Here is a 23,434-nt window from a genome sequence, read left to right on the forward strand (position 1 = left end):
ACGAGGAAGCTAAATTGCTCTCAAATAGGCAAATGACTATTAAATTTGTACTGCCTTTTGCTAAGTTTAAGATGATGCTCTATTTTATTTAAGGTAGCTTTCGTCGATTTCAATGAAAGAAGTACAAAGCATAACCTTTGTACTTCTTTCATTATCCAAACAGTCATAATACTTGTTGAAATTGATAATCCCAATGAAAAGAGCGCAACGGGCGACGAAGATGCTCCGAAAAAATGTAAAATCTGGATGATTTTATCTGCTAATGGAATATGAGGTAGGGCAAATATAAAACCGGCAATGGATGCGAATATAATTGGATTTTTAAATAGAACTCCTTTTATTTTATTAAGTATAAACATTAAATAATTTTGTTTTTTTGTATTTTTATCTTTGCGAAATATTTCAATCAAAAATATGATAAAAGTGAAAAATATAATATTTTGAATTGCCATAAGTGGAAAAATGCTTGCAGCTGATCCAAACAGAAGTGTGATAAGAGGAATACTATAATAAGCTCCATCAACTTGAGTGACAGGCATTGCATTCATTATTAAGGTTGTAATATCTTTTTTTAATAAGTATTTACATATAAAGTAATAAATTATAATGACAGAGACAGTGGCTAATACATAGGATATTAAATAAAGAAAATTCTGCTTTATAGCAACTTAAGAATAAGGCCGAAGGAATTGCCATATATAAACGTAACGAATAAGAGTGGATGAGTCTTCAGCAGTAAAAACTTTGAATCTACCAAAAAGAAATCCAACAAAAATAGAGTTAAAGAGTATTGAAGTAGCAGAAAGAACATTCAACATATGAAAACCCTCATAGCTTCACGTCAAAAAAAATATGGATCTCATAAAAATCTTACCGTGGATCACTTCTTACAAAAAGAGCTTTTATTGGATGAAAAAATTTTATTTTAATAATTTACGAAAAAATATAATTATATTGTTGATAGTATCAAAAAACTAAATTAAATTTATTATTTTATAATTTTTTGTATTGTTATGATATTCTTGCAATATTGACTAATATATTTTATAATATAACTTATCGATACTTAGGCTTGGTTTATTTAATGCCAAAGCTTTTTTTAATAAATTTCAGCGGAAAAATTAAATAAATTTATTTCTAATGGCGAGTCGTTTCTGAATTTAATAACGAAAAGTGAGGGATTTATGAAAATTTTTAAGTTAACATTTTTGTTTTTTATGCTTTGTTTACAGATTAAAGCCTGGTCAGTAACTATATTTTTCGATGATTTTAGAGACAAAATATTTACAGAAAAAAAATATATAATCTGTATTAACAAACAAGATAGCTCGATTTGGCATTGGGCTACTAGGACACTTGGATCATATGAGTATGCACGTGGTAAAGAACTTTTAACTCCCACTGAAAAAGAGCATTTAAATACGAGCGTAAATGCTCCTCTATTTTTAATAAGTAATAAATTTATTAATGTTGTCGTAAATGCCTGTCCAGCTCATTATGACACACAAGTAGCAAACTCATTAAATGATTTACATCAAATAGTCATTATGAATGAAAATCATATATTTTATATCTTTCCAGGCATTCAAAGAGTTTCTTATAAACCAAAGAAGATTAATATAGATCCCATGGCTGGATTATCTATAGGATGATTTCTCTTGGTTATGGGAAATGTAACTTAAAAGTATGAGTGCCAAAAAAATTCAAAAATTCTATTTGAATTTTTGAATTTTTTTCCTATACTCAAAAACATCTTGACTCATCAAGACCGGCAGAGGGACAGGCCCTACGACGCCGGGGCAACCTCCTTAAAACTTTTTAGTGATTAGGGAACGGTGCCAATTCCTTCGGATGCCCTTTGTGTGGCTTGCCGGTAGATGAGATCGATTGGGTACGCTGCTATGTCGACATAGGCGTATGCCAAACCTTTTGATCCTCTCTTCTTTGGTAATTCATCTGGGTTCTCCAATTTTATAAAAATAATACTGCAAAATATGCAGAATTATCGGGTATTTTTTAATACCAATTTAAAATTTTTTTTGGAGTAACACTTATGGTACTTAATTCAATTCAAGATATTTCTGTATTTCCCCGTGTGCATGCCCTTAAAGATATAAAAAATCATATTTATTATAATAAAAATAATGAGACTATATTTGAAAATAAATTGTTTAAAAGAGGTTGTGGTACAATATCTTTATCCCAAATTTTTAGTCAAAGTGATTTGTTTTTAGAGTATGAAATTTCAGGTAATTTAAATGCGCCCATAGTCATTGTTCAAGGCGGCATTTCATCAACAAAACATATTATTACCACCGCCAAGAATCAAATAAAAGGTTGGTGGGATAATATTGTTGGATATGATAAATGTATAGATCTTAACCAATATTGTTTAATAAGTTGTGATTATCTTTCTTTCAATAATGTTTCAACCCATGATCAAGCTGCTGCTCTATCTTTCTTATTACAGCATTTAGAAATAAAAAATTTACATGCATTTATAGGATATTCTTATGGGGGCATGGTAGCTCTCGCATTTGCAGAGTTAAATCCTAATAAAGTGGATCATATAATTGCACTGGGAGCTGCGCATGAAAGTGTTCCACAAAGTTATGCATTACGCTTAATTCAGCAGAAAATTGTGGAACTTAATAAAGGAACCGACAAAGAAAAAGAAGCTTTAGCAACAGCAAGACAACTTGGAATAATTACGTACAGAAGCAGCGAAGAAATTAACTCTCGCTTTAATTGCCATGAAAAATCTGTTGTCAGTTATCTTAAAAAGAAAGGAGATGATTTTGTCTCTACATTTTCATCAGAACGATTTTTAAATCTTTCTAAGTCAATTAATGGGCATAAGGTCACTCCAAGTAAAATTTGTTCTAAAAAAATAAGTCTCATTTGTTGCAAGTCCGATCAAATCACTCCCTTGAGTCAAATCAATCAGTTTGCTAAAGAAATAATTTCTCCAACAGTTGTCTATGAATTTGATTCAATTTATGGGCACGATTCATATCTAAATGAAACAGAAAAGTTAACGAATATTTTAAATAAAATTGTTTAATATATGGGTGTAATTATTTTAAAGGAAATCAAAATGTCTTCTCAACTCATTACAAATTGTGTTCGCTCAGGAATTGAATCCGACTTACAACATGGTTCGGTTATTCCTCCCCTCTATTTATCGGCAAATTATGCTTTTGAAGAAATTGGAAAAAAAAGAGAATATGACTACACAAGGAGTGGTAATCCAACAAGAAACTTACTTGCAGAAACCTTGAGTCAATTGGAAGGGGGCAAGGGTGCAGTTGTTACTTCATCGGGGTTATCTTCTGTTACTTTATTGCTGCAGCTTTTACGGCAAGGGGATCTTGTTGTCGCTCCACATGATTGTTATGGAGGAACATGGCGACTTTTAAATGCCCTCTCACAAAAGGAACAAATAAAAGTTATTTTTGTGAATCAAAATAATTTGGAAGAATTAAAAAAAGTGCTTGAGCTCAAGCCTAAACAAGTATGGATTGAAACTCCAAGCAATCCTTTGTTAAGAATTGTTGATATAGAAAAAGTATGTGAGTTGGCACATCAGGTTAGCGCCCAAGTGATTGTAGATAATACTTTTCTTTCTCCTATATTACAAAGTCCATTGAAATTAGGAGCTGACTTTGTTCTTCATTCTACAACTAAATATTTAAATGGACACAGTGATGTTGTGGGTGGGTGTGTTATTGCAAATTCTAATAAAGATTTTGAATCATTAAGTTGGTGGGCAAATGCGTCCGGACTAACAGGAGCTCCCTTTGATAGTTGGCTTACTTTACGGGGACTTAGAACCTTAGAAGTGCGTATTAAAAGGCAGCAGGAGAGTGCTTTTAAAGTCGCAGAGTTTTTGAGTGAGCAAAAGAAAGTTAAAAATGTATTTTATCCAGGACTTTCCACTCATGAAGGACATCATATTGCAAAAAATCAACAAAAGGGATTTGGGGCAATGTTGAGTTTTGAATTGTCTGGAGGGATTTGTGCAGTTAAAAATTTTGTAGCGAATCTAAAATGCTTTTCCTTGGCAGAATCTTTAGGTGGTATAGAAAGTTTAGTTGCGCATCCAGCGACTATGACGCATGCTTCAATGACTGAAGAGGCAAGAAAAACAGCAGGAATACAAGATGGTCTTTTGCGGTTGTCTATCGGTATCGAAGAAAAAGAAGATTTATTATGTGATATCAAAAATGCTTTAGCACAAATCTAAATTTAGCAGAACTTCATTCATAAATAGACTTTCAATAAAAAAAATAAGATAATCAAAAATGATTTCATACCAATTATAAATATTTCTTTTTTTATTGCTTAAGGGATAATGGGAGGATTAAAATGTATAAAAATTCAAATATGTTACCTTTTCGGTTTTTATTTATTTTTTTGTTATTTTTCTTTTATCCTCTAAACTTGCAAGCTGAAGAATGGAAAGGCCCTACAGATGGACCAAAAGCAATGAAGTCAAAGTATATTGTTTTTGTTGCGTCTGATTTTAAAAACGGGGGTGTTTTAGGTGTGTATAAGGCTGCAGAAAATGCAGCAGAAGAGATTGGTTGGAAAATTCGAACTTTTGATGGCGAAGGAAATCCGGAAAGATTGAGAAAAGGTTTAATAGACACTCTCGAATCGCGCCCGGATGGAATTGTATTGGGAGGTTTTCAGCCTGATGATTATCGTGAAGTTTTAGCTCTAGCAAGAAAAGCAAAGATTCCAGTTGTGGGTTGGCACGCTTCTGAAAATCCTGGTGCATATTATGATTTATTTGTAAATATTTCAACTGACCCAATTATTGTGGCTAAAATGGCAACAGATTATATTATTAATAGCGGCAAAGAAAAAATTGGTGTGATTATTTTCAATGACAGTCGCTTTGCCATTGCAAATGCTAAGACAGAACAAATGAAAGATATTTTAATAAAATGTGAAAAATGTAAATTATTATCAGTTGAAGACATTCCACTTTCAAAAGCAGATATTCTAGTGCCAGATGCTGTACCACGTTTGAATGCAAAGTATGGTGCTGAGTGGACTCACTCATTAGCAATTAATGATTATTATTATATTAAGATGGATAGTCCTTTAAAAAGCATAAATAGGAAAGATATTATTAATGTTGCTGCTGGTGATGGCGGTTTAAAAGCTTTCAAAAGAATTAAATCTGGAGAATCACAACAAATTGCAACAGTCGGTGAGCCTTTAAATGCTCAAGGATGGCAAATTATAGATGAAATGAATAGAGCTTTTTCAGGTGAAAAACCAAGTGGATATGTGTCCACACCAATATTATTTTCGACGGAATCTCTGAAGAAAATTGTAGGTCTTGAGGCATTAGAGGTAAATACACATTATAAAGATGCTTATTTAAAAATATGGAATAAAAAATAAAAAAATTTATTTACTCGAAAAAGTTTTTTCAGCATATTGAGAAACGGCTTCCTTTTGGTTTTCGGTTAATCCACTTTTAAGATGAGACATCATATCAACTTTTCCATCATTTAAAATTTTAATAATTTGCTTTGCATTATATGCTTTTAAATGTTTTGGTTTTGGAATTAAATTTTTACCGACAGGACCATTGCCATCCCCTTTTTCACCATGACACATAACACAATTATCAACATATATTTTTTTCCCTTGTGTGACTAAAGAGTCATTTTTTATGTCTTTAGCATATACTTGAAACGAAAAAAATATAAATGTTATTTTGCAAAAATTTTTAAATAAAGCATTCATAACTATTTCCTTATAAAAGTGCTTGCATACTTTTAAAGTATCTATTCTTTTTATTAAATTAACGGACAAGTGTCAATGATAACTATTTTGTCTTGTTTTGTTCATCATCGTTTGAAAATGCATATCCAAGCGTAATCATAAATATATTGGTGTTACCATTTGTTTGTTGCTGGGATCTTAGCTGTTGTAAAGCAGAACCAATTGAATATTTCCCAATATAAATATCGAAACCAAAAACAGATGAGGTTGAATTTGGAATTTGAGCACTCAATGTAGTAGTTGATGCTCCCGTATTGCCTGGTTCATCTGTAATTGTTGCTGTGCCTGAGAAGGAGCTTACAAGAAAAAAAGGACTTATTCTTATTCCAATTTCAGGGGAATATAAATCTATTTGAGCTCCATATTGTCCACCAGACATACTAGAATAAACGGAAAGTTTATTAGTAAATCCTGTAAAAACTCGTCCAGCATTTGAAAAACCCGGTGAAACAATAATGCTGTATGGAGTAGAAATCGTAGTGTTATTAATGAGGAAGGTTGGTCCACCAAATACAATCAGACTGAAATTATTTGTATGGAAAAGTTGAATTTCAAAATTAATGCTCATTCTAAACATAAACATGGAAGTTTGACCTGTACCATCGATTCGATAAAAATATCCAGGAGTGAGAGAGAGTGGAGCAATTCCGGGCATTGTCCCTTGCAATCCTCCCATTCCAACTTCTCCATCAAATCCAAAATATTCATTAATTGCATAACGTCCTTTTAAATCTGCAAGACCTCCACTCAATGCAACTTGATCTGCTGTTATATTAATAAAACTACCATCAATTTTTCCGCTGTATTGATCTGGTACAAAAGATGGAAAAGGAATTGGAGAAGGAAGAATATTAAAGTTACTTTGTTGAGCATTACATGAATTATAAAATGTGAAAAAATTGAATATTAATAAAATTAAACTTAAAATAAATTTCATATATTTATTCTTTACTTAAAGGTTTTACTTTTTTCGGCGAGATTTTTAATAAATGAATATTATTTAAGTTCAAAAGAATGGCGAAAATCAAAAAAAAGAGAAGTATTTAACTCCTCTTTTTTTAATTTCCTAAAATTTTATCTTGCAGGTTTTTTGGAAGTGTTTCATAGCGAGCAAATTGCATTGAACTGCTTGCTCTACCTTGCGAGAGAGAACGGATGTCTGTTTCATAACCAAAAAGTTCAGAAAGTGGAATGTTGGCATGCACAACTTGTAAATGACCGCGGGAGTCAAGTCCAGAAATATGTCCACGTCTGCTATTTACATCTGAAACAATTGTTCCGCTAAAATCAGGCGGTACAACTATTTCTACTTGCATAATAGGTTCCATCATAACAGGTTTAGCAGAATTGAGAGCCGTACGAAGTGCATTGCTAGCCGCAACTTTATAGACAACTTCATCAATAGATTGTGGGTCATAAGAGTAATCTGTTACTTTTACCTTTAAATTTACAAGAGGGTATCCACAAAGCGAACCACTGCCCACTGCTCCTTGCAATGATTCTTTAATCGCAGCAACAATATTTGCAGGTACTTGTGCTTTTGCAGGAACATGAATTTCAACATTTGTTTTTTCACTGTTTGGTTCAACTTCCACAGAAACTTTGGCAGTATAAGTTTTATTTTGTAATGTTCTTGAAAAAGTATCACTGCCAATAGCTGCAATGGAAATACATTCCCTATAAGAAACTTGAGGATTACCAACGTTTGCATTTACTTTAAACTCTCTTAACAAACGATCCGCAATGATTTGTAAATGCAATTCACCCATTCCTGAAATCAGCACTTGCCCCGTTTCTTCGCTGGTTGAGACACGCAGTGAAGGATCTTCTTGGGCTAAACGATTGAGGCTTTGGTTTAATTTGTCGAGATCCCCACTGCTTTTAGGTTCAATTGCGAGAGAAATAACAGGATCAGGAAACTTCATGGATTCATAGGCAATTGCTGCATGAGGATCACACAGTGTATCGCCTGTTGTGGCAAACTTAAGACCAACTACAGCAACTATTTCACCGGCAGATGCTGTTTGCAATTCTTCTCGATCATTTGCATGCATACGAAGAATTTTAGTCACTCTTTCTTTTTTATTTTTAAGAGTGTTAAGCATGGCATCGCCTGTTTTTATTGATCCTGAGTAAATGCGCATAAAAAATAATGCACCGACAAAGGGATCCGTCATAATTTTAAAAACAATACCAGAAAAAGGTTCTTCATCACTTGGTGCTCGTTTACTCGCTTTGACGACACCTTCAACTTCAATTCCGTCCACTGGAGGGAGATCAAGTGGAGAAGGAAGGTAGTCAACCACAGCGTCGAGGAGAGGTTGAATTCCTTTGTTTCTAAAAGATGAGCCAACGAAGATAGGAACAATTTTCATATTGATAACAGCGTTGCGTAAAGCCTTTTTGATTTGTTCAACACTAGGTTTACTATCAGATAAAACTGCTTCGGCAAGAGTGTCATCAAAGTCCGCTAAATTTTCTATGAGTTCTTGTTGATATATTTGAGAATCATCAATTAATTCTTTAGGTATTTTTTTTATAATTGGAGCCGCATCTTTGTCGTCGCTTTCCCATACAAAGGCACGCATTTCGACGAGATCAACCACGCCAGAAAAGGCTCCTTCTTTTCCAATAGGCAATTGGGCAAAGGCCACATTGGCATTGAGTTTTTCTCGCATTGAATTGATGCACATGTCTTGATCTGCGCCTACTTTATCCATTTTATTTAAAAATGCGATGCGTGGTACATGGTACCTGTCTGCTTGTCGCCAAACGGTTTCAGATTGAGGTTCGACACCATTGGCTCCATCGAATACGGCAACTGCTCCGTCGAGGACTCGCAAAGATCGTTCCACTTCAACTGTAAAGTCCACATGTCCAGGGGTATCGATGAGATTGATTCGGTGATCTTTCCAAAATGTCGTTGTAGCTGCAGAGGTGATCGTAATTCCACGCTCTTGTTCTTGCACCATCCAATCCATCGTGGCTGTTCCCTCATGAACTTCTCCAAGTTTATGACTGCGCCCCGTATAGTAAAGAATGCGCTCAGAGGTGGTTGTTTTCCCTGCATCTATGTGAGCCATAATACCAATATTGCGATATTTGCTGAGATCTTGCGACATAATGTTTTCTTTCAAAATGATTTCTGGACAAAAAATCTAGATTATTGAACGATATTTCAATAATCTTGCAAAGGACTAGGTATACAATTTATCTCTAAAAATCAATAACTGTTAAAAACGGCAGTTTTGGCATTGAAGCAAAGTTTTCTCAACGGATTAAGAATAACAATAATTTAATTCTTTGTATATTTTCCAAAGTTTGGTTGGTATTTTTTGAATTTTAAAGGAAGTTTTTCAAAAAATGTACCTAGAGTCCCATTTGAAGACTCTATAAGAGCATGTTTTATGTCTTCTGGCTCATATACAATTCCATAAAGATATCTATAAAATGTACCATCTGGTTTTATAAAATAAAGAGCTCCCGCATGCGAATAAGTTTCTCCTTCTGCATCTGGTGCATAGTAAAAATTTAATTGTTGAGTTATCGATTCTATATTTTTCTTATCACTCACATAAAAATTCCATTGTGCATTATCTTGACCTGTTTTGGGTACCCATGTTTTTTGTAATAACTTTGCATTATTTACTGTGTCCTTAGGATCAAAACTGATAGTTGCAATTTTAAAACCTTTACCGATTGGCCAATTCATCTTATTCAATGATTTAGATAAATTCATGAATTGAAAAGTGCACATGGTTGTGCAACTGAAATAATTTAAAGTTAAAATAAGAATTTTATTATCATTTAATATTTCTTTTAAAGTCTCTTTTTTCCCATTTTGATTTATAAAGGTCAAATTCATATTAAGTTTTGTATTTAATTTTTCGAAAATATTTAAAGTGCTTTCTTCTTGTTGAACTAATGTGGAGGGTGAAATATTAATAGCAAAAGATTTAAATTCAGTGCAGAATGAAATAAGAGCTAAATAAATAGCTGCAGTTTTTAATTTTTTAAAATACATATTCATTATTCTCACTATTTAATTTTACTTTTTCAAGTAAATTTTCTATTTAGCAAGGGCGAAATGCCTTTGAAATCGTGTCAATATATATAACTATAAAAGAAATTCAAGCTAAGCTCTCTTTTTCAACTGCAGTAAAGTGTTGCTCCCTCTTGGCTCAGAGAGTATCATATGTAGGAATTTGTTACTTATGGGGGATACTTTCTGTGTTAAATTGCCTTTCTGGAAAAATTGTTGTGATTGGTTTTGGAAATATGGGTAAAGCCCTTGTGCGAGGGTTGCAATGTAGGAATCAAAATATCGAAATTTATGTATGCGATCGATTCGAGTTAAATCCAAATGAAGATTATCCTAGAGACATCGACTTTAATAAATTGACTTATTTGAGTTATAATGATCTTAAAAATGTTAAAAGTAATCTGCGTCTTTCTGAAAAGGATTCGGTTATTTTTTGTGTTAAACCGCAAAATTTTCTTGAAGCAGTGGAGCGTTGGAAACCTATTTTATTAGGAGGAGAGTCACATCCACTTGTGATTTCAATTTTAGCAGGGGTTCCAACAGAGCTTATTCATAAATACTTTTCAAATGACTGTCCGGTCATTCGTTGTATGCCAAATATAGCATCAACAGTAGATTGTTCTGCAAGTGCTTTATGTGCAAGTAAAAGAACTTCTAACAATTATTTAGATCGCGCAAAACATATTTTCGATTCTGTCGGTAAAACTTGGGTTGTGAATGAAGATCAACTCGATGCTGTGACAGGACTCAGTGGAAGCGGTCCTGCTTATATTTATATGATAATTGAAGCTCTTTCAGATGGGGGCGTGAAAATGGGGCTTTCACGTCAACTTTCACTTGAACTTGCTACACAAACAGTGCTTGGTGCAGCAAAGCTCGTTCAAGAAACACGTTTGCATCCCGCTGTATTGCGAGATCAGGTGACAACTCCAGGTGGGACAACTATCAGTGCAATTCATGAATTAGAAAAGCACGGGTTAAGACCCATGCTCATTTCTGCTGTTGTGACCGCGACTGAAAAAAGTGCATCACTTGCTCAGTTGGTTGAAAGAAAAATCATTAAATCGAATTCTGACACATTCAAAGAATGAGAGATTAATTACGGTACCAAGTATAGACATTAGGCACGCAAGGTTGTTGAGTGCATAATTCTGGTGTCACATTATTTTTAACGGGATATGCAGACCACGCATTTAAATTGTGAACAACATTTTCTAATGGAACTTGTTTAGTCTGTGCTGCTCTCACTGAATAAGGTAACCATTCTCTTAAAGGAGAACGTGGATTATCATTCCACCAAAAGTTATGATATTTATATTCAGCATTGTTGTTGTTTGCTGAATTTGGCACTGTATATGAAGAAACTTCAGTACCTGCTACAGGAGTCCACAAAAAGTCAGGATGAGCATTTTGATACCATTCACCGCCTGTAATTACGCCATCGTTTCGTATTTCTAGATCGTAATAGTATTCAACCCTAGAAATACCATCTCGACTTGAATCGTCTTGATTCGATGTTGATGGTTGGGTCTCAACCATGTAATCAATTGTTGCTTTAACTCCGACAATATTTTTTACATTGTTTGAACGGTATTGAGAAAAAGGATCTGTATTATAATTATTTTTATTTATCATTGCTTCGGATGCATTTTTATAAACATTGCCAGTTAAAACATTGTAATAAACATAGCTGTAGCCGAGAATAGGTTGATTCCAAACTGTGTAGTCATAAGATGCATCAAAAACAAAACTGCGTTTGTTAATTCCTATCTGATTGACCAGTGCAAGGTGAAATGCTGCTGGGTTAGAATCAAAACAATTTTGACTGACTATTCTTCCATTCGCATCTTTAGGTGGATCCTTATCGTTACATCTTTGTCCTGAAAATTTCGTGTTATAATTTAAATTAGCCCAAAGTAAAGAATTTAAAGCTTTGATATCTGAGGGTCTAAAAGTGATTTTTTTACCTTCATTATTTTGCACAGTGATGCTTCGCGTAGGACGATAATACATATATGAAGCAGGAGCCCAACCATGACAGATTCCTTCCCAGCCTTCTGGGTTTCTCCCTCGAATGCCACTTAATACAGAATTTGTAAGTGAGAAGTTTTTGTCATTCATTAATAAATCGTACTTTTCTGCAGGGGAAAGCAAGTCGATTTTATTTTCTGCGATTAAATTATTTGCTGGTCTTTGTTGAAGAACATATTTATCATAGTCGCTAAATTTATCGGATTTAGGAGCATTTGGATCTGCATAGCGGAAGGTGACTGAGCCACGGCTAAGTGGCCAATAACTGTCTGACCAAGGAGTGAAAGAGAGTCTCGCATTGGCAATGTTTTTTTGATCAATAACTTGAATATTATCTACAAAATTTTGTGGAAAATCCACTAAATCACGGGGATTTTCTTGAGCTAAGTAGTCAGAAAATGGAACAACCCTAAACTCATTGCTATTTTCAAGTTTCTTCTTCATGATGTCACCGCGAAGCTGATCTTTCTTCTCAATAAAATCTTTAGAATTTATATCATCAGGTGAAAAAGGATTTGATGTTAAAGCATGCTTTGATATCACTTGCTTTTCAGGAATTCTATCTAGAACAGTATGCGGACTCTCACGAAATTCTTTAATAAAGTTTTTAACTTTTTCTTCATCATTTGCGTATGAATTTAAACTCAGAGTTGCAAAAAATGAGATGGGAATTAAATATAATTTGTTTTTAGATAACATATTTACCTCTAGTATCTATAATTTTTTAACTAGTTATTTTTTAGTGATCATAAAAAATTTATAACATATTTTGAAATACCGGTATTTCATTGTTCAACTTATCTGAACTCAAAATGCCTGTCAAATAAATGAAAAATAGGGAATAAATGAAATTAAATTTAAATGGTTTTCTATAAAAATTTAAAACACACTTTTTTTAGGGTTTTAGAAGAATAAAGTTTTTTTATAATTATATTGTCACTCAAAAAAATTATTATTTTATTAAATATTGGTTTTTAACAAATTTATCCCTGATTTGCTGAGTCATAAAATACAGAGCATTATTATTGGATGTAGATTCGTTTGTGAGGTTTATTTTAACTTTACTAGAACTCTAAAGAAATTTGAGCGGATTAAAATTTTTAATTATGAAGCAAATCAAAATCGAACTTCATAATTTTCTGTATATATCAATTTCCTTTTTCCAAATAATAGGCATAATCAAATTTCAGCTGGGTTGATCTTTAAGGCGTTTTAAGAATAGGACTGGTTCCTAAGATAACTGCATATGTCGTGCAGGGAGGTTTATTTAATGAATATTCTTGTAATTAATAGTGGGAGTTCATCCCTAAAGTTCCAAATTATAGAAACAGATCAGGCTCTTATTGATGTCTCACAAGACAAAGTTAAAGTTAAAGGCCTTATCGATCGTATTGGCACACAGTCCGTCGCAAAAATTTCTGTAACAAATGGTATTGAGATAAAAGAAGCAATTGCTATTCGTGATCACTCAGCGGCTCTTGATTATATTTTTCGAAAAATCACCTCAGGAACATTAAATATTGAAGGTATATCTTCAATTGCGGATATCAAGGCTGTTGGACATCGTGTGGTGCATGGCGGGGAAAAATTTAGCAATTCCGTTCTTGTTGATAAAAGTGTTTTAAAGGAAATAGAAGAGTGTATTGATTTGGCACCTCTGCATAATCCAGCAAATTTAAAAGGCATACAAGCTACTCTTTCTTTATTTGGGGAAAAGGTTCCTCACGTGGTTGTTTTTGACACGGCGTTTCATTCGACTATTCCTGAGGTAAATTATTTATATGCATTGCCTTACCAATATTATCGACGCTATCGAATTCGTAAATATGGGTTTCATGGAATGTCTCATCGCTATGTGAGTTATCGCTATCGCAAACTTGTAAATTTAGAGAGAGATAAATTAAATATTATTGTGGTTCATTTAGGTAATGGTTGTTCTGCTTGTGCAATTAAGGATGGTAAATCATTTGATACATCCATGGGATTTACCCCTCTTGCTGGGCTTGTAATGGGAACAAGGGCGGGCGATATTGATGCTTCAATTATGGATTTTTTAGCTCATAAAGAAGGTGTTACTTTATCTGATATCGATATTTTATTAAATAAGGCTTCTGGATTACTTGGAGTTTCTGGCTTAACCAATGACATGCGCGAATTGCTCGATGAAGAAAAAGAACATCATGACAGAAGAGCGACGCTTGCAATAAATATGTTTACCATGAGAATTAAGCATTATATTGGCGCTTATTTAACTGAAATGGGAGGCGCAGATGCTATCTTATTTACTGGCGGAATTGGTGAAAACTCTGCAGAAATCCGTAAAAGAATCTGTGAAAATATGAAATTCCTTGGGCTTGAAATTGATGATGCATTAAATAAACAAAAATGTTTTGGTGCTGAAGGAGAAATTTCAACTCCTTCAAGCAAACTTAAAGCATGGGTCATTCCAACCAATGAAGAATTGATGATTGCACGTGATACTTTCCGTTGTGTTGCAAAGGTTCCTTCGACTTAATTTATTTTAATTAAAAGTTTAACTGAGAGCTAAAGTTAAAATAGCTGCATGTGCAATATCTTCTGCAGATGCTCCACGGGATAAATCTGAAAATGGTTTAGCAGATCCAAGTAAAATGGGACCCCAAGCATCTGCGCCACCTATGCGCTGAGTGATTTTATAGCCAATATTGCCTGAGTCTAAATCAGGGAAAATAAAAACATTTGTTCTGCCTTGCACTTTTCCATTCGGATTTTTTCGTTTTGCTATCTCAGGAACAACCGCTGTATCAAATTGAACCTCACCTTCAGCAAGAATTTGTGGATGCTTTTCGCTAAATAATTTAAAAGCATCTCTGATTTTTTGAACATCAGAATGTTCTGCGCTGCCTGTGGTAGAAAAGCTTAGAAATGAGACTTGAGGTGTTTTGCCCGCCCAATTTGAAAAGGCTTCTTGAGAAAGAAAAGCAATGTCTGCAAGATCAGCGCTTGAGGGTTGTGGAATGACTCCGCAGTCAGAATATAAAACGAGACTTTCTCCACCTTGAGTCGGCTTAGGTAGTGCTAAGAGGAATGCACTTGTTATTACTTTTGTATTTGATTTCAATCCCACTGTATTTAAAGCTGCACGTATAACATGTGCTGTGGAGTTTAAACAGCCTGATACTACTGCATCGACTTCACCGCGGGCAAGCATGGCTCCACCTTCAAAAGTTGTGTCGATGGACATTACTTCCACTGATTGAGATAAAGCTTTTCCCTTTTTCTCTGCAATACTCTGCATAGCTTGCAAAGTGTAATTTTTATTTTTTTTAGCTTCTTCTATGTTTCCTAAAATACATTGAATATTTAATTCCTTTTTTAAAATTTCAGAAGCCTTAATAACTCTTTCATCATCGCCTTCTGGAAGGGATATCTTTTTATTCTTGGCACGTGAAAAAAGATTCTCTTTAGCCGATTCGTTTAAAGTATTAAATAACACTACAATTCTCCTGTAAAATTAAAAGGAATATTAAATTAAACTTTCATAAAAAATTTAATTTGAAATAATATTTATTATCAAATTTTTTTGAAATGGGATATCACTCATCAACTTGAATAATATCTATTGCTTTAGCGGATTGACTTTTTGTGCGACGCTTTTCTAATAGGCGAATGACGACACCTACGTCAGTGAGCTTTCCCTGAGAAATAAAAACGGATAATAAATTTGCTCTTTGAATGATCATAAACATACCGAGGCCCGCACTGACCTGTTGGTTGCTGAGTAAATGTGTTCCTGTTTGCCCAGTTTTAAAAATAAAATTTACATATTTATCCATTATTTCAGGATTAAGTCTGCCAAAAATATCTTTCACAGAAATTGCGAGTTCTTTTCCATTGAATGCCCATTCTAAGTGTACTTCTTCTCCCGGCTCGAGGTCTATTGGAGTGGTTCTCGGTTTCATGGCATGTTTAGGATTCGCATCCCAGATTGCGTTCATGAGGAGTTCTTCTTGTATTTCGACAGCATATTGTGAGAGTGTCGGGTTTTTTGAGCCAGTTACTGGTTCTATTTCATCAAAAAATTTTTCTAATTCTTCTGCAAATTTTAATCTTTCTTTAGAGCTTTTAACAATAAAATTTCTAATAATAGGAAGCTTTATTCCACTTGAATGAACAACGGGGTCTAATGTAATAATTGATCTCACACCCGTAATTTCTTCATTTTCTTTTTTTATTTTAATACTGTATTGTCGTATAAGAGCTTTACGAACACGTTCTTCAAGAAAATCATTTTCATTAAAAATGATATAATGATGAAATCCATCTAAATTATTTACACCTTTAAAATCAGGAATTCGAGTTACATTTACTACGAGAATATTGACTGCTTTTTCAGACTTTGTAGAATGATCATCTGATAAAAAAACATCGCATTCTTGTGGAGTTGTTACAAGTTTAAAATCTTTTGAAATCATCTCTTGGAGAGATTGTTTTATATTCTCATCTTTAATTGCAAGAAATATTTTAAAATTCTTCAAAAGAAACTCCTCATATTTGACATCGCTCTTAGTTTCGATAATATTTTAAAAATTCTTAATGAGTTAGATGTCAAAAATATGAAGAGAAAATTTCACTTATTCTTTTTAAGGATTACGGCAAAAAATCCGTCGATGTCATCAGGATTGCCAGAGAAAATGAGTAATTCATTTTCTCTGGTGATGTATTTTTTATAAAAATCGTGAACTCTATCTAAGGGGTTGATTTTTTCAAATTCTGGATGGTTATTTAAGAAATTATTAATTTGCTCGGTTGTTTCTTCAACTTCAAAGCTACAAACAATATAAATAATTTCACCATTGACGGTTACATTTTCAGATAATGAATTTAAAAGGCGTGCCTGTTCAGCTGCACAGTTTTGTATATCGTTTGGTGAACGGAGCCATTTAATTTCAGGATGTCTGCGGATAACTCCCATTGCAGAGCAAGGGGCATCGAGCAATATTTTAGTGAATTTTTTTCCTTTTACTTGTTCAACAACATCGCCATGTAAGATATTTGCATCATTTAATTTTACCCGTTCAAAATTTTCACGAAGAAGTTTTAAACGCTTTTGGGCAAAATCACAGACTGTTAAATTGCTTGGTTCAAGACCGTTGTCCCATAGATAGATTGCTTTACCACCTGGTGCGGCGCATGCATCAAGACATGTATCTGTAGGGGTAATATCCGCTAAACTTGCAGCAAGTTGAGCGGCTTCGTCCTGTACAATGTAACAACCATTTTTGAAAGCTTCGCAGTTATCGAATTTTGGCAAAGTTTCTAAACGTAAAGATCCATTGAGAGGGCGCCATGCGCTTTCAATAGATTGTGTTTTAAGCAAATACGTTGCAAGATCTTGTTCACCATCTGGTAATGGATTTCTTTTAACAAGTTTTAAAGTATTTTTTGGAATACGGTTGCTATTGGATAGTAAATGCTCAAATCGTGTTAAAGAAAGCTGGTTATACCAGCGTTCTACCATCCAATTTGGAAATGAATGGTGCATGGAATAGTATTCAACAGCTTGTGTTACTTTATCTGGTTTTGGAAAATACTCCGATTTTCGAGCGACTCTTCGTAAAATAGCATTGACGAGTGAAGCAGCGTTAGGTACTCCAACCTGTTTTATAGCTTCGACTGTTTCAGAAACTGCAGCACGCTCTGGGACTCTATCCATATAATATATTTGATAAGTTCCAACTCTCAGAGCATTGGCCACACGTGGATCAAGGCTTGAAAAGGGTCTGTCTAACATATGAGACATAATCCAATCCATTTTTGCAAGCCATCTTAAAGAGCCAAAAACCATTTCATAAATAAATGCTTTGTCTAACGGACGCAAGTTTGGTTGATTTGCAAAGAGTTTTTCCAGTGCCACATCGGTGTGGATGTTGCGTGTTAGAACATGAGTCAGTGCATCAATGGCAATTGCTCGTGTCAGCGTGCCAGAGCGTGTGGACATATTTGTGCTCCAAAATGAATGAACTTTTGTTGTTATATCCCTGTCTTACATTGAGTTAGATCAGGGTAAATAATGGGTTTGAGTGTTTCTTCTGTGGCACATTTTGTGCATTTCCAGACAAACGAAGGAAAAAAAGCATTACAATTTTCACATTGGTGAGAAGTATAGCCAATTTGTGCAGCTTTGCTTTGATTTATAATAAACTTAAAGCAATTATGGTCTTCCACAAGTATAGCAATGACATCGCATAAAAACTTGCTTTTTTTCAGCTCAGGTGATTCCTGTATCAAAAGAGTTGCATGAAAGATAGATGCCCAAAGGCTTTTTTGAATATTTTCATCAAATTTTTCTCGTTTGAGAGCACGTAAAAACTCATTCTGAATTATAGCATAGTTTTCGATGATCCCCTGTTGATTCCCCATTTGAGTGAGTATTTTTGCAAGAAAAGGTGCTGCTGCAGCTGGAGATGTTTTCGTTGTTTTGAAAATATGGACAAGTGCATCGAGGTCGGTTGCAAGTGCTGTCCACATCAATTTTGGATCGTTTTCAATCCGTTGCCATAACTCTTGACTGGTTGCCTGCCATAAAAGAATGAGAGCTCTGCCAGATGTTCTTATCCAGCCAACAGCAGTGCGAGCCCATTCTTGGGCTTGAGTCGCATTCTTTTTGTCAAAATGAATTTCGCCAATTTTACAAAGTGCATGCGCAATTGAAATACGCAGCTGGTCATCTGGAGAACCTTTATAAATACTTAATGCCGTATTAAGTTTATCTGGAAAGTAGCCTTGTGAACAAATTTCTAAAATATGGGTAAGAATTTCAGTTTGTTTTGGTTTTCTATAAAAAAGTTCAATTGCTGTATCGAAGGCACGCATAAATAAGCCAATTGATGAATAAACTTGTGAAAGCTCAAAGAGAGCTCGATTGGTTTCGATTTTTGAAACATTTTCATTTGTTAAAATATCAATATATATTTGAATTGATTTCCGTGCATTGCCAATTTGAAATGAATTGCGTGCAATAACGAAATCCAGTGCCAAATTTGTTTTTTCATTTGATTTTTCTTTAATATTATTAAAATTATTTTCAATTACTGGAATGTTAACTGGGCTCAATGTGTCAAGAATTATTTTTAATTTGACATCTAATTTTTGTTCTAACTTTTCATTATTTGGAGCATATTGAGAGCTTTTACGAAAACGTCTTCTAAAGGTTCTCCACAGCGAAGGAAAGAGTATTCCCAAAACAATACCTACAGAGAGACCTGCACCTAAAAAAAAACTGACCTCAAATGTGTCCCACAGAGGCATCCCTTCGGTGCTTATTGTGGCAATTTGTCGTGGCACTTTCATTCTCCTTTTTGCACCCATGGGAGCCTAGCATAGGATTTTTACATTGTCGTCATACGCAATGCAATATTAAATCTGCATCTGGAAATTTTAAGTTGAAATGATATAGTTCTCAACTGAGGTTTTGTTAAAATCTCTTAAAAAAAAAGGTCTAAAAAATGTTAAATTCAAATAATAAAAATTCTGTTTATATCGTTATACCTGCTCGTTTTGCTTCGACTCGACTCCCAGGAAAACCTTTGCTTAAAATTGGTAAGCATAGTATGATTGCTCGTGTTATTCAGCAAGCTCAGCTCTTTTTAAATAGACTTTCTCAAAATAATCTTATTAAAGATGTTCATTTAGTCGTTGCAACAGATCATGAAGAAATTTTATCAGAAGCAAAAAAATTAAATGCAATTGCTGTCCTGACAGATAGCAATTTAAAAAATGGGACAGAAAGAGTTTATTCAGCATTAAAAAAAATTCATAATGAAAAGCCTATTTCAAATCAAGATATTATTTTAAATATTCAAGGTGATGAACCTTTTTTTTCAATAGATGATGTTGAAAATTTAATTATACAAATGCTGCACAAAAGTGAAATTTCCATGGGAACTCTCGCATTTAAAAGAAAGAACACTCAAATGTTTTTTGAAAGCTCCGTTGTAAAAGTTGTTTGTGACAAAAATCAAAATGCACTTTATTTTTCACGTTCTCCAATTCCATATCCTAAAGAGTTATTGGGTGCCTCTGGCAACAGCTGGCTTGAGAATATAAAAGATATTAAAAAAGAAATTACTTTTTTACATCATGTGGGTGTGTATGCTTTTCGCTTTCAAACAATTTGTCAGTTTGTAGAAAACTTACTAAATTCGGAGCTAGAATTTTTAGAAAGTTTAGAACAGTTGAGAGCACTCGAAGCAGGGTGGAAAATTTATGTTAGTGAAGCCCAAAATGAGCCTTTTGGCATTGATACGCCTGAAGATCTTGAAAAAGCCCAAATAATTGCGCAAAAGCTTGATTGAAAAACAATGAAAAATAAATCTTTTTTTATATTGTTTTTTTTCATAATATTATTTTTATTTAAAAATAATAGTTTTGCAGTACCAGCTAGTTTTTTAAAATCTGATTCAGGAAATATGCGTGATTTAAATTGGAATCGCCTTGAAAATAATATTTTTTCTATTTACTATGAAGAAAATTCAAAATATATGGGAGAGTATTCTTTAAAGTCTTTGCAATTTTCCTATCCATATTTAGCTTTATTACTTGGTGTTAAACTACCAAACGACTTTATGCCAATTTTAAAATCACAAAAAGATCGATTTTTAATTTCAAGTTTTAATACTGTCCCTGTTATTTTAGGTAATAAACTTGAAGGTGCTGGGTTTGCTAATCCATTTACAATGAATATTGAGACTCAGATGATTCATGCACGCAGCGCAGCTTTTTTTCAACATGAACTTGTGCATAGACTTATGTATGAACACAATAATTTTCATGTTGGTCCACTGGGGCGTGTATTTAGTCTTGCTATGTTTCCAACCTGGTGGATTGAAGGTTTAGCGGAACATTTAACAGAAAGTGTAGGCAGTGCTGAGACCAATGCAGTCATTAGGAATATGGCATTACAAGATAGTTGGCCTTCATGGGATCGCATGCATGCTCTTTATAATACAGACGGCGATACGAATTTAAGAGGTTATGTTGCATCAGGAAGATTTTTGCGCTGGATTTTTCAACAATTAAAGGAAAAAGATTTATATAAAATTCATGAACAAATCTCAATGCAAACAATTATTCCACCTTTTTATGATGCAACGGACTCTTGGCTCTATAAGAATTTAGGAAAAAATGGTGAGACACTTTATGAAGAGTTTAAGATTGAACAAAAATCAGAATGGGAAAATTATCTTTCCCAAATGCCTTCGCTTTTAAAAGTATCGACTCAGTCGGTAAAGGAGAAATATTATTTTCCTTCTATTGTGGTTAGTGATAAAGTTATTTATTCAAATTTAACATCTGAGCGTTCAGCCAAAACAAGTTCATTACAAATTTATGATTCTAAAAAAAATCATAGCATAAGAAATCCTCTAAAAATAACAGGTTCACAGGTCTTTGCTACAAATAAAATTTTTTCTGGGACTTTAGTGACAGCAGATCGTATTTTCTTTTCTAATGCTGCGCATGGGGATAGACTGCGGGTTATAAAGTTTAAAGGAGATATTACAGAATTAAATGATGAAAGTATTGAAAATCAGATATTTATTGAACTTGCTACTCTTGAACATCCTTATGTCGTTGATGAAATAATAAGCGTAGAAAATGGAAATTTTTATATCAGTGCGAGTTTAAATGGAAATCAAAATATTTATTTTTTTGATGCTGAAAAAAAAGCATTAAAATTAGTTAAAAGTTTTTCTTTCCCTCAATTTATAACTTTTTTAAAATTTGGAGTTAATAATAATTATTCGCAAAAATGTTTGATATATATATTAAATAATGATTTGAACAGAACTTCATTAAATCGTATTTGTGAGGATGGTTTAATTGCCGAAATTATAAAAGAAAATAAATTTTTTATAAAAGAAGGTTATATTTTAAAAAATGGTAGCTATCGTTTGCTTATAGAATGGGATAAAGTTCTTGCTCTTATTGATTTCTCTCCTGCACAAAAAGAAAATTTTATTGCTGCATTCCCTGAAAGAGTAGATGGAATCACTCCATGGAATGATGAAAATGAAGACTATATGGGAGCTTGGATATATAAAGACCAAAGTTATTATTTTAGTAAAATTGATGTGAAAAAATTAAAAGCATTATTTAGTAATTGGCAGAAAAAACAAGAAACTAACTCTATTTTTTCTAAAAATTATCAATTTAAATATTATATTCCTCCTTTTCAAAAGATTTATGAGCAACAAAAATATAATATACTTGTTGAAGATATAAATGAATTTGAAAAATATTTGCTTGAAAATAGTAAAAAAATTAAAGAAATGAGTGTTCAAAATTTAGATGATGAAATCTCTGATAGCAGTCAAAAAAATATTGTAAATGAAAATAAGAATATTAGAAATGCTCGAGCAACTTATCGGAGTAACCTTTTATTTGTTTACCCATTTTTTCAACCCGATTTTATAGGGGGACCAAGTTTAGGTCTTGCCGCTGTTCCTTTTATTGATGAGATGGAACGTTATAGAATTCAGATATTTGGAGGATATAATTTTTATTTAGATGCACCAAGTGGTGCTTTGACCTATTTAAATAATAGACTTTTTGATGGATTTTCAATTTCAGTTTTTTCAAGTCCTTTTTTTAATGGATATTATGATTTAATCAGCAATCAAAATAATGCCCAAGGTTCAATTACGACACGCTATTTTAATTATCTTCAACAAAACGGACTCAATTTAAATTTAGGCTTTAATTTTTTGCCCTCTACTTTTGCTATGCAAAATACTTTTACACTGTCTAATATTCAACCATATAGTACTTTGCGAACACCACCTGCAGAAATAGGAGCGCAATCGACAACATTATTTTCTGCAGTTTCGTCAATTTCTTTTAATTTATTTAATGAAGGATTTTATTTAAAAAATAAAAATATGCCAAAAGGAAAATGGCTTATTTGGAAAACAAATGCTCAGCTTGGTATAGGAAAATTTAATAGTATTGGTAATGCGAAAAACTCAGTTGGACAAAATTTAGGTGGTTTAGATTACTATAACTTAAGTGCCTCTCTCCTTTCTCGCTTTACTCTCTTTAAACAAAATATTTCATTGCTTGGAAATATTTCTACGACACAAGGTAACAATACATTTAATTTAAAAGAGGTTTATTCCCCGGTTCAAAATTATATTTTAGGAGAAAAAACTTCACTTAATTTTGTGAGTTTTCCAATTATTGGAAGCGGCACATTATTTGACTTAAAGGCGGGGTATTGGAGTTATTCTGGTACAATCAGCTATGATTTTCCATTTAAAACAGATTTCGAAAAGAAATTTCTTATGACTTTTCTTGATGATTGGCGAGGTATCATTTCTTTAAAAGAAGGTGGAGTTTCTACAACTAAAGATTTTACTTCTTTTGATTCTGTTACAAGCGTTGGAATTGGTTCGGGACTTAATGTTGATATTAAAGGGTTTCAAATTTCCCCTTCTCTCATTTATGGTTTTGTTATTGGCGACAGTGGATGGTATATTTTAACCCAAATTAAATTCATGGATATTATTTAAGGAAAAT

The 23,434-nt window shown here is 33.3% G+C and carries 19 protein-coding genes and 1 riboswitch; of the genes, 8 read left to right on the forward strand and 11 right to left on the reverse strand.

The features are described from left to right. Positions 1 to 20 precede the first annotated feature (20 nt). Both GCL57_RS09150 and GCL57_RS14795 read right to left on the reverse strand, forming a co-directional pair. Positions 21 to 548: an AEC family transporter gene (locus GCL57_RS09150; protein ID WP_152213053.1), complete on the reverse strand. Its 528-nt coding sequence runs from the start codon at positions 546 to 548 to the stop codon at positions 21 to 23. 120 nt (positions 549 to 668) lie between these two features. Further along, entirely contained in the window at positions 669 to 818 is a 150-nt protein-coding gene (locus GCL57_RS14795) for a hypothetical protein (RefSeq protein ID WP_161597676.1), read from the reverse strand. A gap of 366 nt (positions 819 to 1,184) precedes the next feature. On the opposite strand from GCL57_RS14795, the gene GCL57_RS09155 reads away from it, so the two are divergent. The 4 genes from GCL57_RS09155 to GCL57_RS09170 all read left to right on the forward strand — a co-directional run bounded on the left by GCL57_RS09155 (position 1,185) and on the right by GCL57_RS09170 (position 5,418). After that, positions 1,185 to 1,652 carry a hypothetical protein gene (locus tag GCL57_RS09155; protein WP_152213054.1) on the forward strand — a complete coding sequence of 156 codons (468 nt, stop codon included), beginning with the start codon at positions 1,185 to 1,187 and terminating at the stop codon, positions 1,650 to 1,652. A gap of 104 nt (positions 1,653 to 1,756) precedes the next feature. Then, a riboswitch (SAM riboswitch) is annotated at positions 1,757 to 1,884 on the forward strand. A gap of 169 nt (positions 1,885 to 2,053) precedes the next feature. Beyond that, positions 2,054 to 3,064 carry an alpha/beta fold hydrolase gene (locus tag GCL57_RS09160; RefSeq protein ID WP_152213055.1) on the forward strand — a complete coding sequence of 337 codons (1,011 nt, stop codon included), beginning with the start codon at positions 2,054 to 2,056 and terminating at the stop codon, positions 3,062 to 3,064. A 33-nt stretch (positions 3,065 to 3,097) separates the two neighbouring features. Beyond that, complete coding sequence (gene metB, locus GCL57_RS09165) at positions 3,098 to 4,246, forward strand: cystathionine gamma-synthase (protein ID WP_152213056.1); 1,149 nt, start codon at positions 3,098 to 3,100, stop codon at positions 4,244 to 4,246. A 122-nt stretch (positions 4,247 to 4,368) separates the two neighbouring features. Continuing rightward, positions 4,369 to 5,418, forward strand: a complete 1,050-nt coding sequence (locus GCL57_RS09170) for a substrate-binding domain-containing protein (protein WP_152213057.1) — start codon at positions 4,369 to 4,371, stop codon at positions 5,416 to 5,418. Positions 5,419 to 5,424: 6 nt separating this feature from the next. On the opposite strand, the gene GCL57_RS09175 is transcribed toward GCL57_RS09170, so the two are convergent. From GCL57_RS09175 to GCL57_RS09190, 4 genes are all read right to left on the reverse strand, one after another. After that, positions 5,425 to 5,766, reverse strand: coding sequence for a c-type cytochrome (locus tag GCL57_RS09175; protein WP_152213058.1), 342 nt, complete (start codon positions 5,764 to 5,766; stop codon positions 5,425 to 5,427). Between the two features lie 82 nt (positions 5,767 to 5,848). Then, positions 5,849 to 6,742, reverse strand: a complete 894-nt coding sequence (locus tag GCL57_RS09180; protein ID WP_152213059.1) for a hypothetical protein — start codon at positions 6,740 to 6,742, stop codon at positions 5,849 to 5,851. 121 nt (positions 6,743 to 6,863) lie between these two features. Beyond that, the gene (gene fusA, locus GCL57_RS09185; RefSeq protein ID WP_152213060.1) at positions 6,864 to 8,927 is read right to left on the reverse strand and encodes an elongation factor G; all 2,064 of its coding nucleotides are present in this window, start codon (positions 8,925 to 8,927) and stop codon (positions 6,864 to 6,866) included. Between the two features lie 173 nt (positions 8,928 to 9,100). After that, positions 9,101 to 9,829, reverse strand: coding sequence for an SCO family protein (locus GCL57_RS09190; RefSeq protein ID WP_161597677.1), 729 nt, complete (start codon positions 9,827 to 9,829; stop codon positions 9,101 to 9,103). Between the two features lie 206 nt (positions 9,830 to 10,035). On the opposite strand from GCL57_RS09190, the gene proC reads away from it, so the two are divergent. After that, a complete protein-coding gene (gene proC / locus GCL57_RS09195) occupies positions 10,036 to 10,938 on the forward strand; it encodes a pyrroline-5-carboxylate reductase (protein ID WP_152213062.1) in 903 nt (300 codons plus the stop codon). A 4-nt stretch (positions 10,939 to 10,942) separates the two neighbouring features. Here the strand turns inward: proC and GCL57_RS09200 are convergent, their stop codons facing one another. Continuing rightward, positions 10,943 to 12,577, reverse strand: a complete 1,635-nt coding sequence (locus tag GCL57_RS09200) for a peptidase (RefSeq protein WP_152213063.1) — start codon at positions 12,575 to 12,577, stop codon at positions 10,943 to 10,945. A 571-nt stretch (positions 12,578 to 13,148) separates the two neighbouring features. Between GCL57_RS09200 and GCL57_RS09205 the strand changes: the two genes are divergently transcribed. Then, positions 13,149 to 14,393, forward strand: a complete 1,245-nt coding sequence (locus tag GCL57_RS09205) for an acetate/propionate family kinase (protein ID WP_152213064.1) — start codon at positions 13,149 to 13,151, stop codon at positions 14,391 to 14,393. A gap of 18 nt (positions 14,394 to 14,411) precedes the next feature. Here GCL57_RS09205 and GCL57_RS09210 read toward each other — a convergent pair whose 3' ends face one another. From GCL57_RS09210 to GCL57_RS09225, 4 genes are all read right to left on the reverse strand, one after another. Next, positions 14,412 to 15,353, reverse strand: a complete 942-nt coding sequence (locus GCL57_RS09210) for a phosphate acyltransferase (RefSeq protein ID WP_161597678.1) — start codon at positions 15,351 to 15,353, stop codon at positions 14,412 to 14,414. Between the two features lie 100 nt (positions 15,354 to 15,453). Then, a complete protein-coding gene (locus GCL57_RS09215) occupies positions 15,454 to 16,395 on the reverse strand; it encodes a hypothetical protein (protein ID WP_152213066.1) in 942 nt (313 codons plus the stop codon). A gap of 92 nt (positions 16,396 to 16,487) precedes the next feature. Next, entirely contained in the window at positions 16,488 to 17,858 is a 1,371-nt protein-coding gene (rsmB, locus tag GCL57_RS09220; RefSeq protein WP_152213067.1) for a 16S rRNA (cytosine(967)-C(5))-methyltransferase RsmB, read from the reverse strand. 32 nt (positions 17,859 to 17,890) lie between these two features. Beyond that, positions 17,891 to 19,204, reverse strand: coding sequence for a tetratricopeptide repeat protein (locus GCL57_RS09225; protein WP_152213068.1), 1,314 nt, complete (start codon positions 19,202 to 19,204; stop codon positions 17,891 to 17,893). A 161-nt stretch (positions 19,205 to 19,365) separates the two neighbouring features. Between GCL57_RS09225 and kdsB the strand changes: the two genes are divergently transcribed. Next, positions 19,366 to 20,214, forward strand: coding sequence for a 3-deoxy-manno-octulosonate cytidylyltransferase (kdsB, locus tag GCL57_RS09230; RefSeq protein WP_152213069.1), 849 nt, complete (start codon positions 19,366 to 19,368; stop codon positions 20,212 to 20,214). 6 nt (positions 20,215 to 20,220) lie between these two features. Then, a complete protein-coding gene (locus tag GCL57_RS09235) occupies positions 20,221 to 23,427 on the forward strand; it encodes a hypothetical protein (protein ID WP_152213070.1) in 3,207 nt (1,068 codons plus the stop codon). Positions 23,428 to 23,434: the final 7 nt, after the last annotated feature.

This window comes from Fluviispira multicolorata, assembly GCF_009208585.1.
In the GTDB taxonomy this organism is placed as follows: Bacteria; Bdellovibrionota_B; Oligoflexia; order Silvanigrellales; family Silvanigrellaceae; genus Silvanigrella; species Silvanigrella multicolorata.

Bases quoted from the DNA above. Each gene is read 5' to 3' on its own strand.
- GCL57_RS09170 (WP_152213057.1), top strand. From the start codon at position 4,369: ATGTATAAAAATTCAAATATGTTACCTTTTCGGTTTTTATTTATTTTT.
- fusA (WP_152213060.1), bottom strand. From the start codon at position 8,927: ATGTCGCAAGATCTCAGCAAATATCGCAATATTGGTATTATGGCTCAC.
- GCL57_RS09150 (WP_152213053.1), bottom strand. From the start codon at position 548: ATGAATGCAATGCCTGTCACTCAAGTTGATGGAGCTTATTATAGTATT.
- GCL57_RS09200 (WP_152213063.1), bottom strand. From the start codon at position 12,577: ATGTTATCTAAAAACAAATTATATTTAATTCCCATCTCATTTTTTGCA.
- GCL57_RS09155 (WP_152213054.1), top strand. From the start codon at position 1,185: ATGAAAATTTTTAAGTTAACATTTTTGTTTTTTATGCTTTGTTTACAG.
- kdsB (WP_152213069.1), top strand. From the start codon at position 19,366: ATGTTAAATTCAAATAATAAAAATTCTGTTTATATCGTTATACCTGCT.
- GCL57_RS09190 (WP_161597677.1), bottom strand. From the start codon at position 9,829: ATGTATTTTAAAAAATTAAAAACTGCAGCTATTTATTTAGCTCTTATT.
- GCL57_RS14795 (WP_161597676.1), bottom strand. From the start codon at position 818: ATGTTGAATGTTCTTTCTGCTACTTCAATACTCTTTAACTCTATTTTT.
- GCL57_RS09235 (WP_152213070.1), top strand. From the start codon at position 20,221: ATGAAAAATAAATCTTTTTTTATATTGTTTTTTTTCATAATATTATTT.
- metB (WP_152213056.1), top strand. From the start codon at position 3,098: ATGTCTTCTCAACTCATTACAAATTGTGTTCGCTCAGGAATTGAATCC.
- GCL57_RS09180 (WP_152213059.1), bottom strand. From the start codon at position 6,742: ATGAAATTTATTTTAAGTTTAATTTTATTAATATTCAATTTTTTCACA.
- GCL57_RS09160 (WP_152213055.1), top strand. From the start codon at position 2,054: ATGGTACTTAATTCAATTCAAGATATTTCTGTATTTCCCCGTGTGCAT.
- GCL57_RS09205 (WP_152213064.1), top strand. From the start codon at position 13,149: ATGAATATTCTTGTAATTAATAGTGGGAGTTCATCCCTAAAGTTCCAA.
- rsmB (WP_152213067.1), bottom strand. From the start codon at position 17,858: ATGTCCACACGCTCTGGCACGCTGACACGAGCAATTGCCATTGATGCA.
- GCL57_RS09175 (WP_152213058.1), bottom strand. From the start codon at position 5,766: ATGAATGCTTTATTTAAAAATTTTTGCAAAATAACATTTATATTTTTT.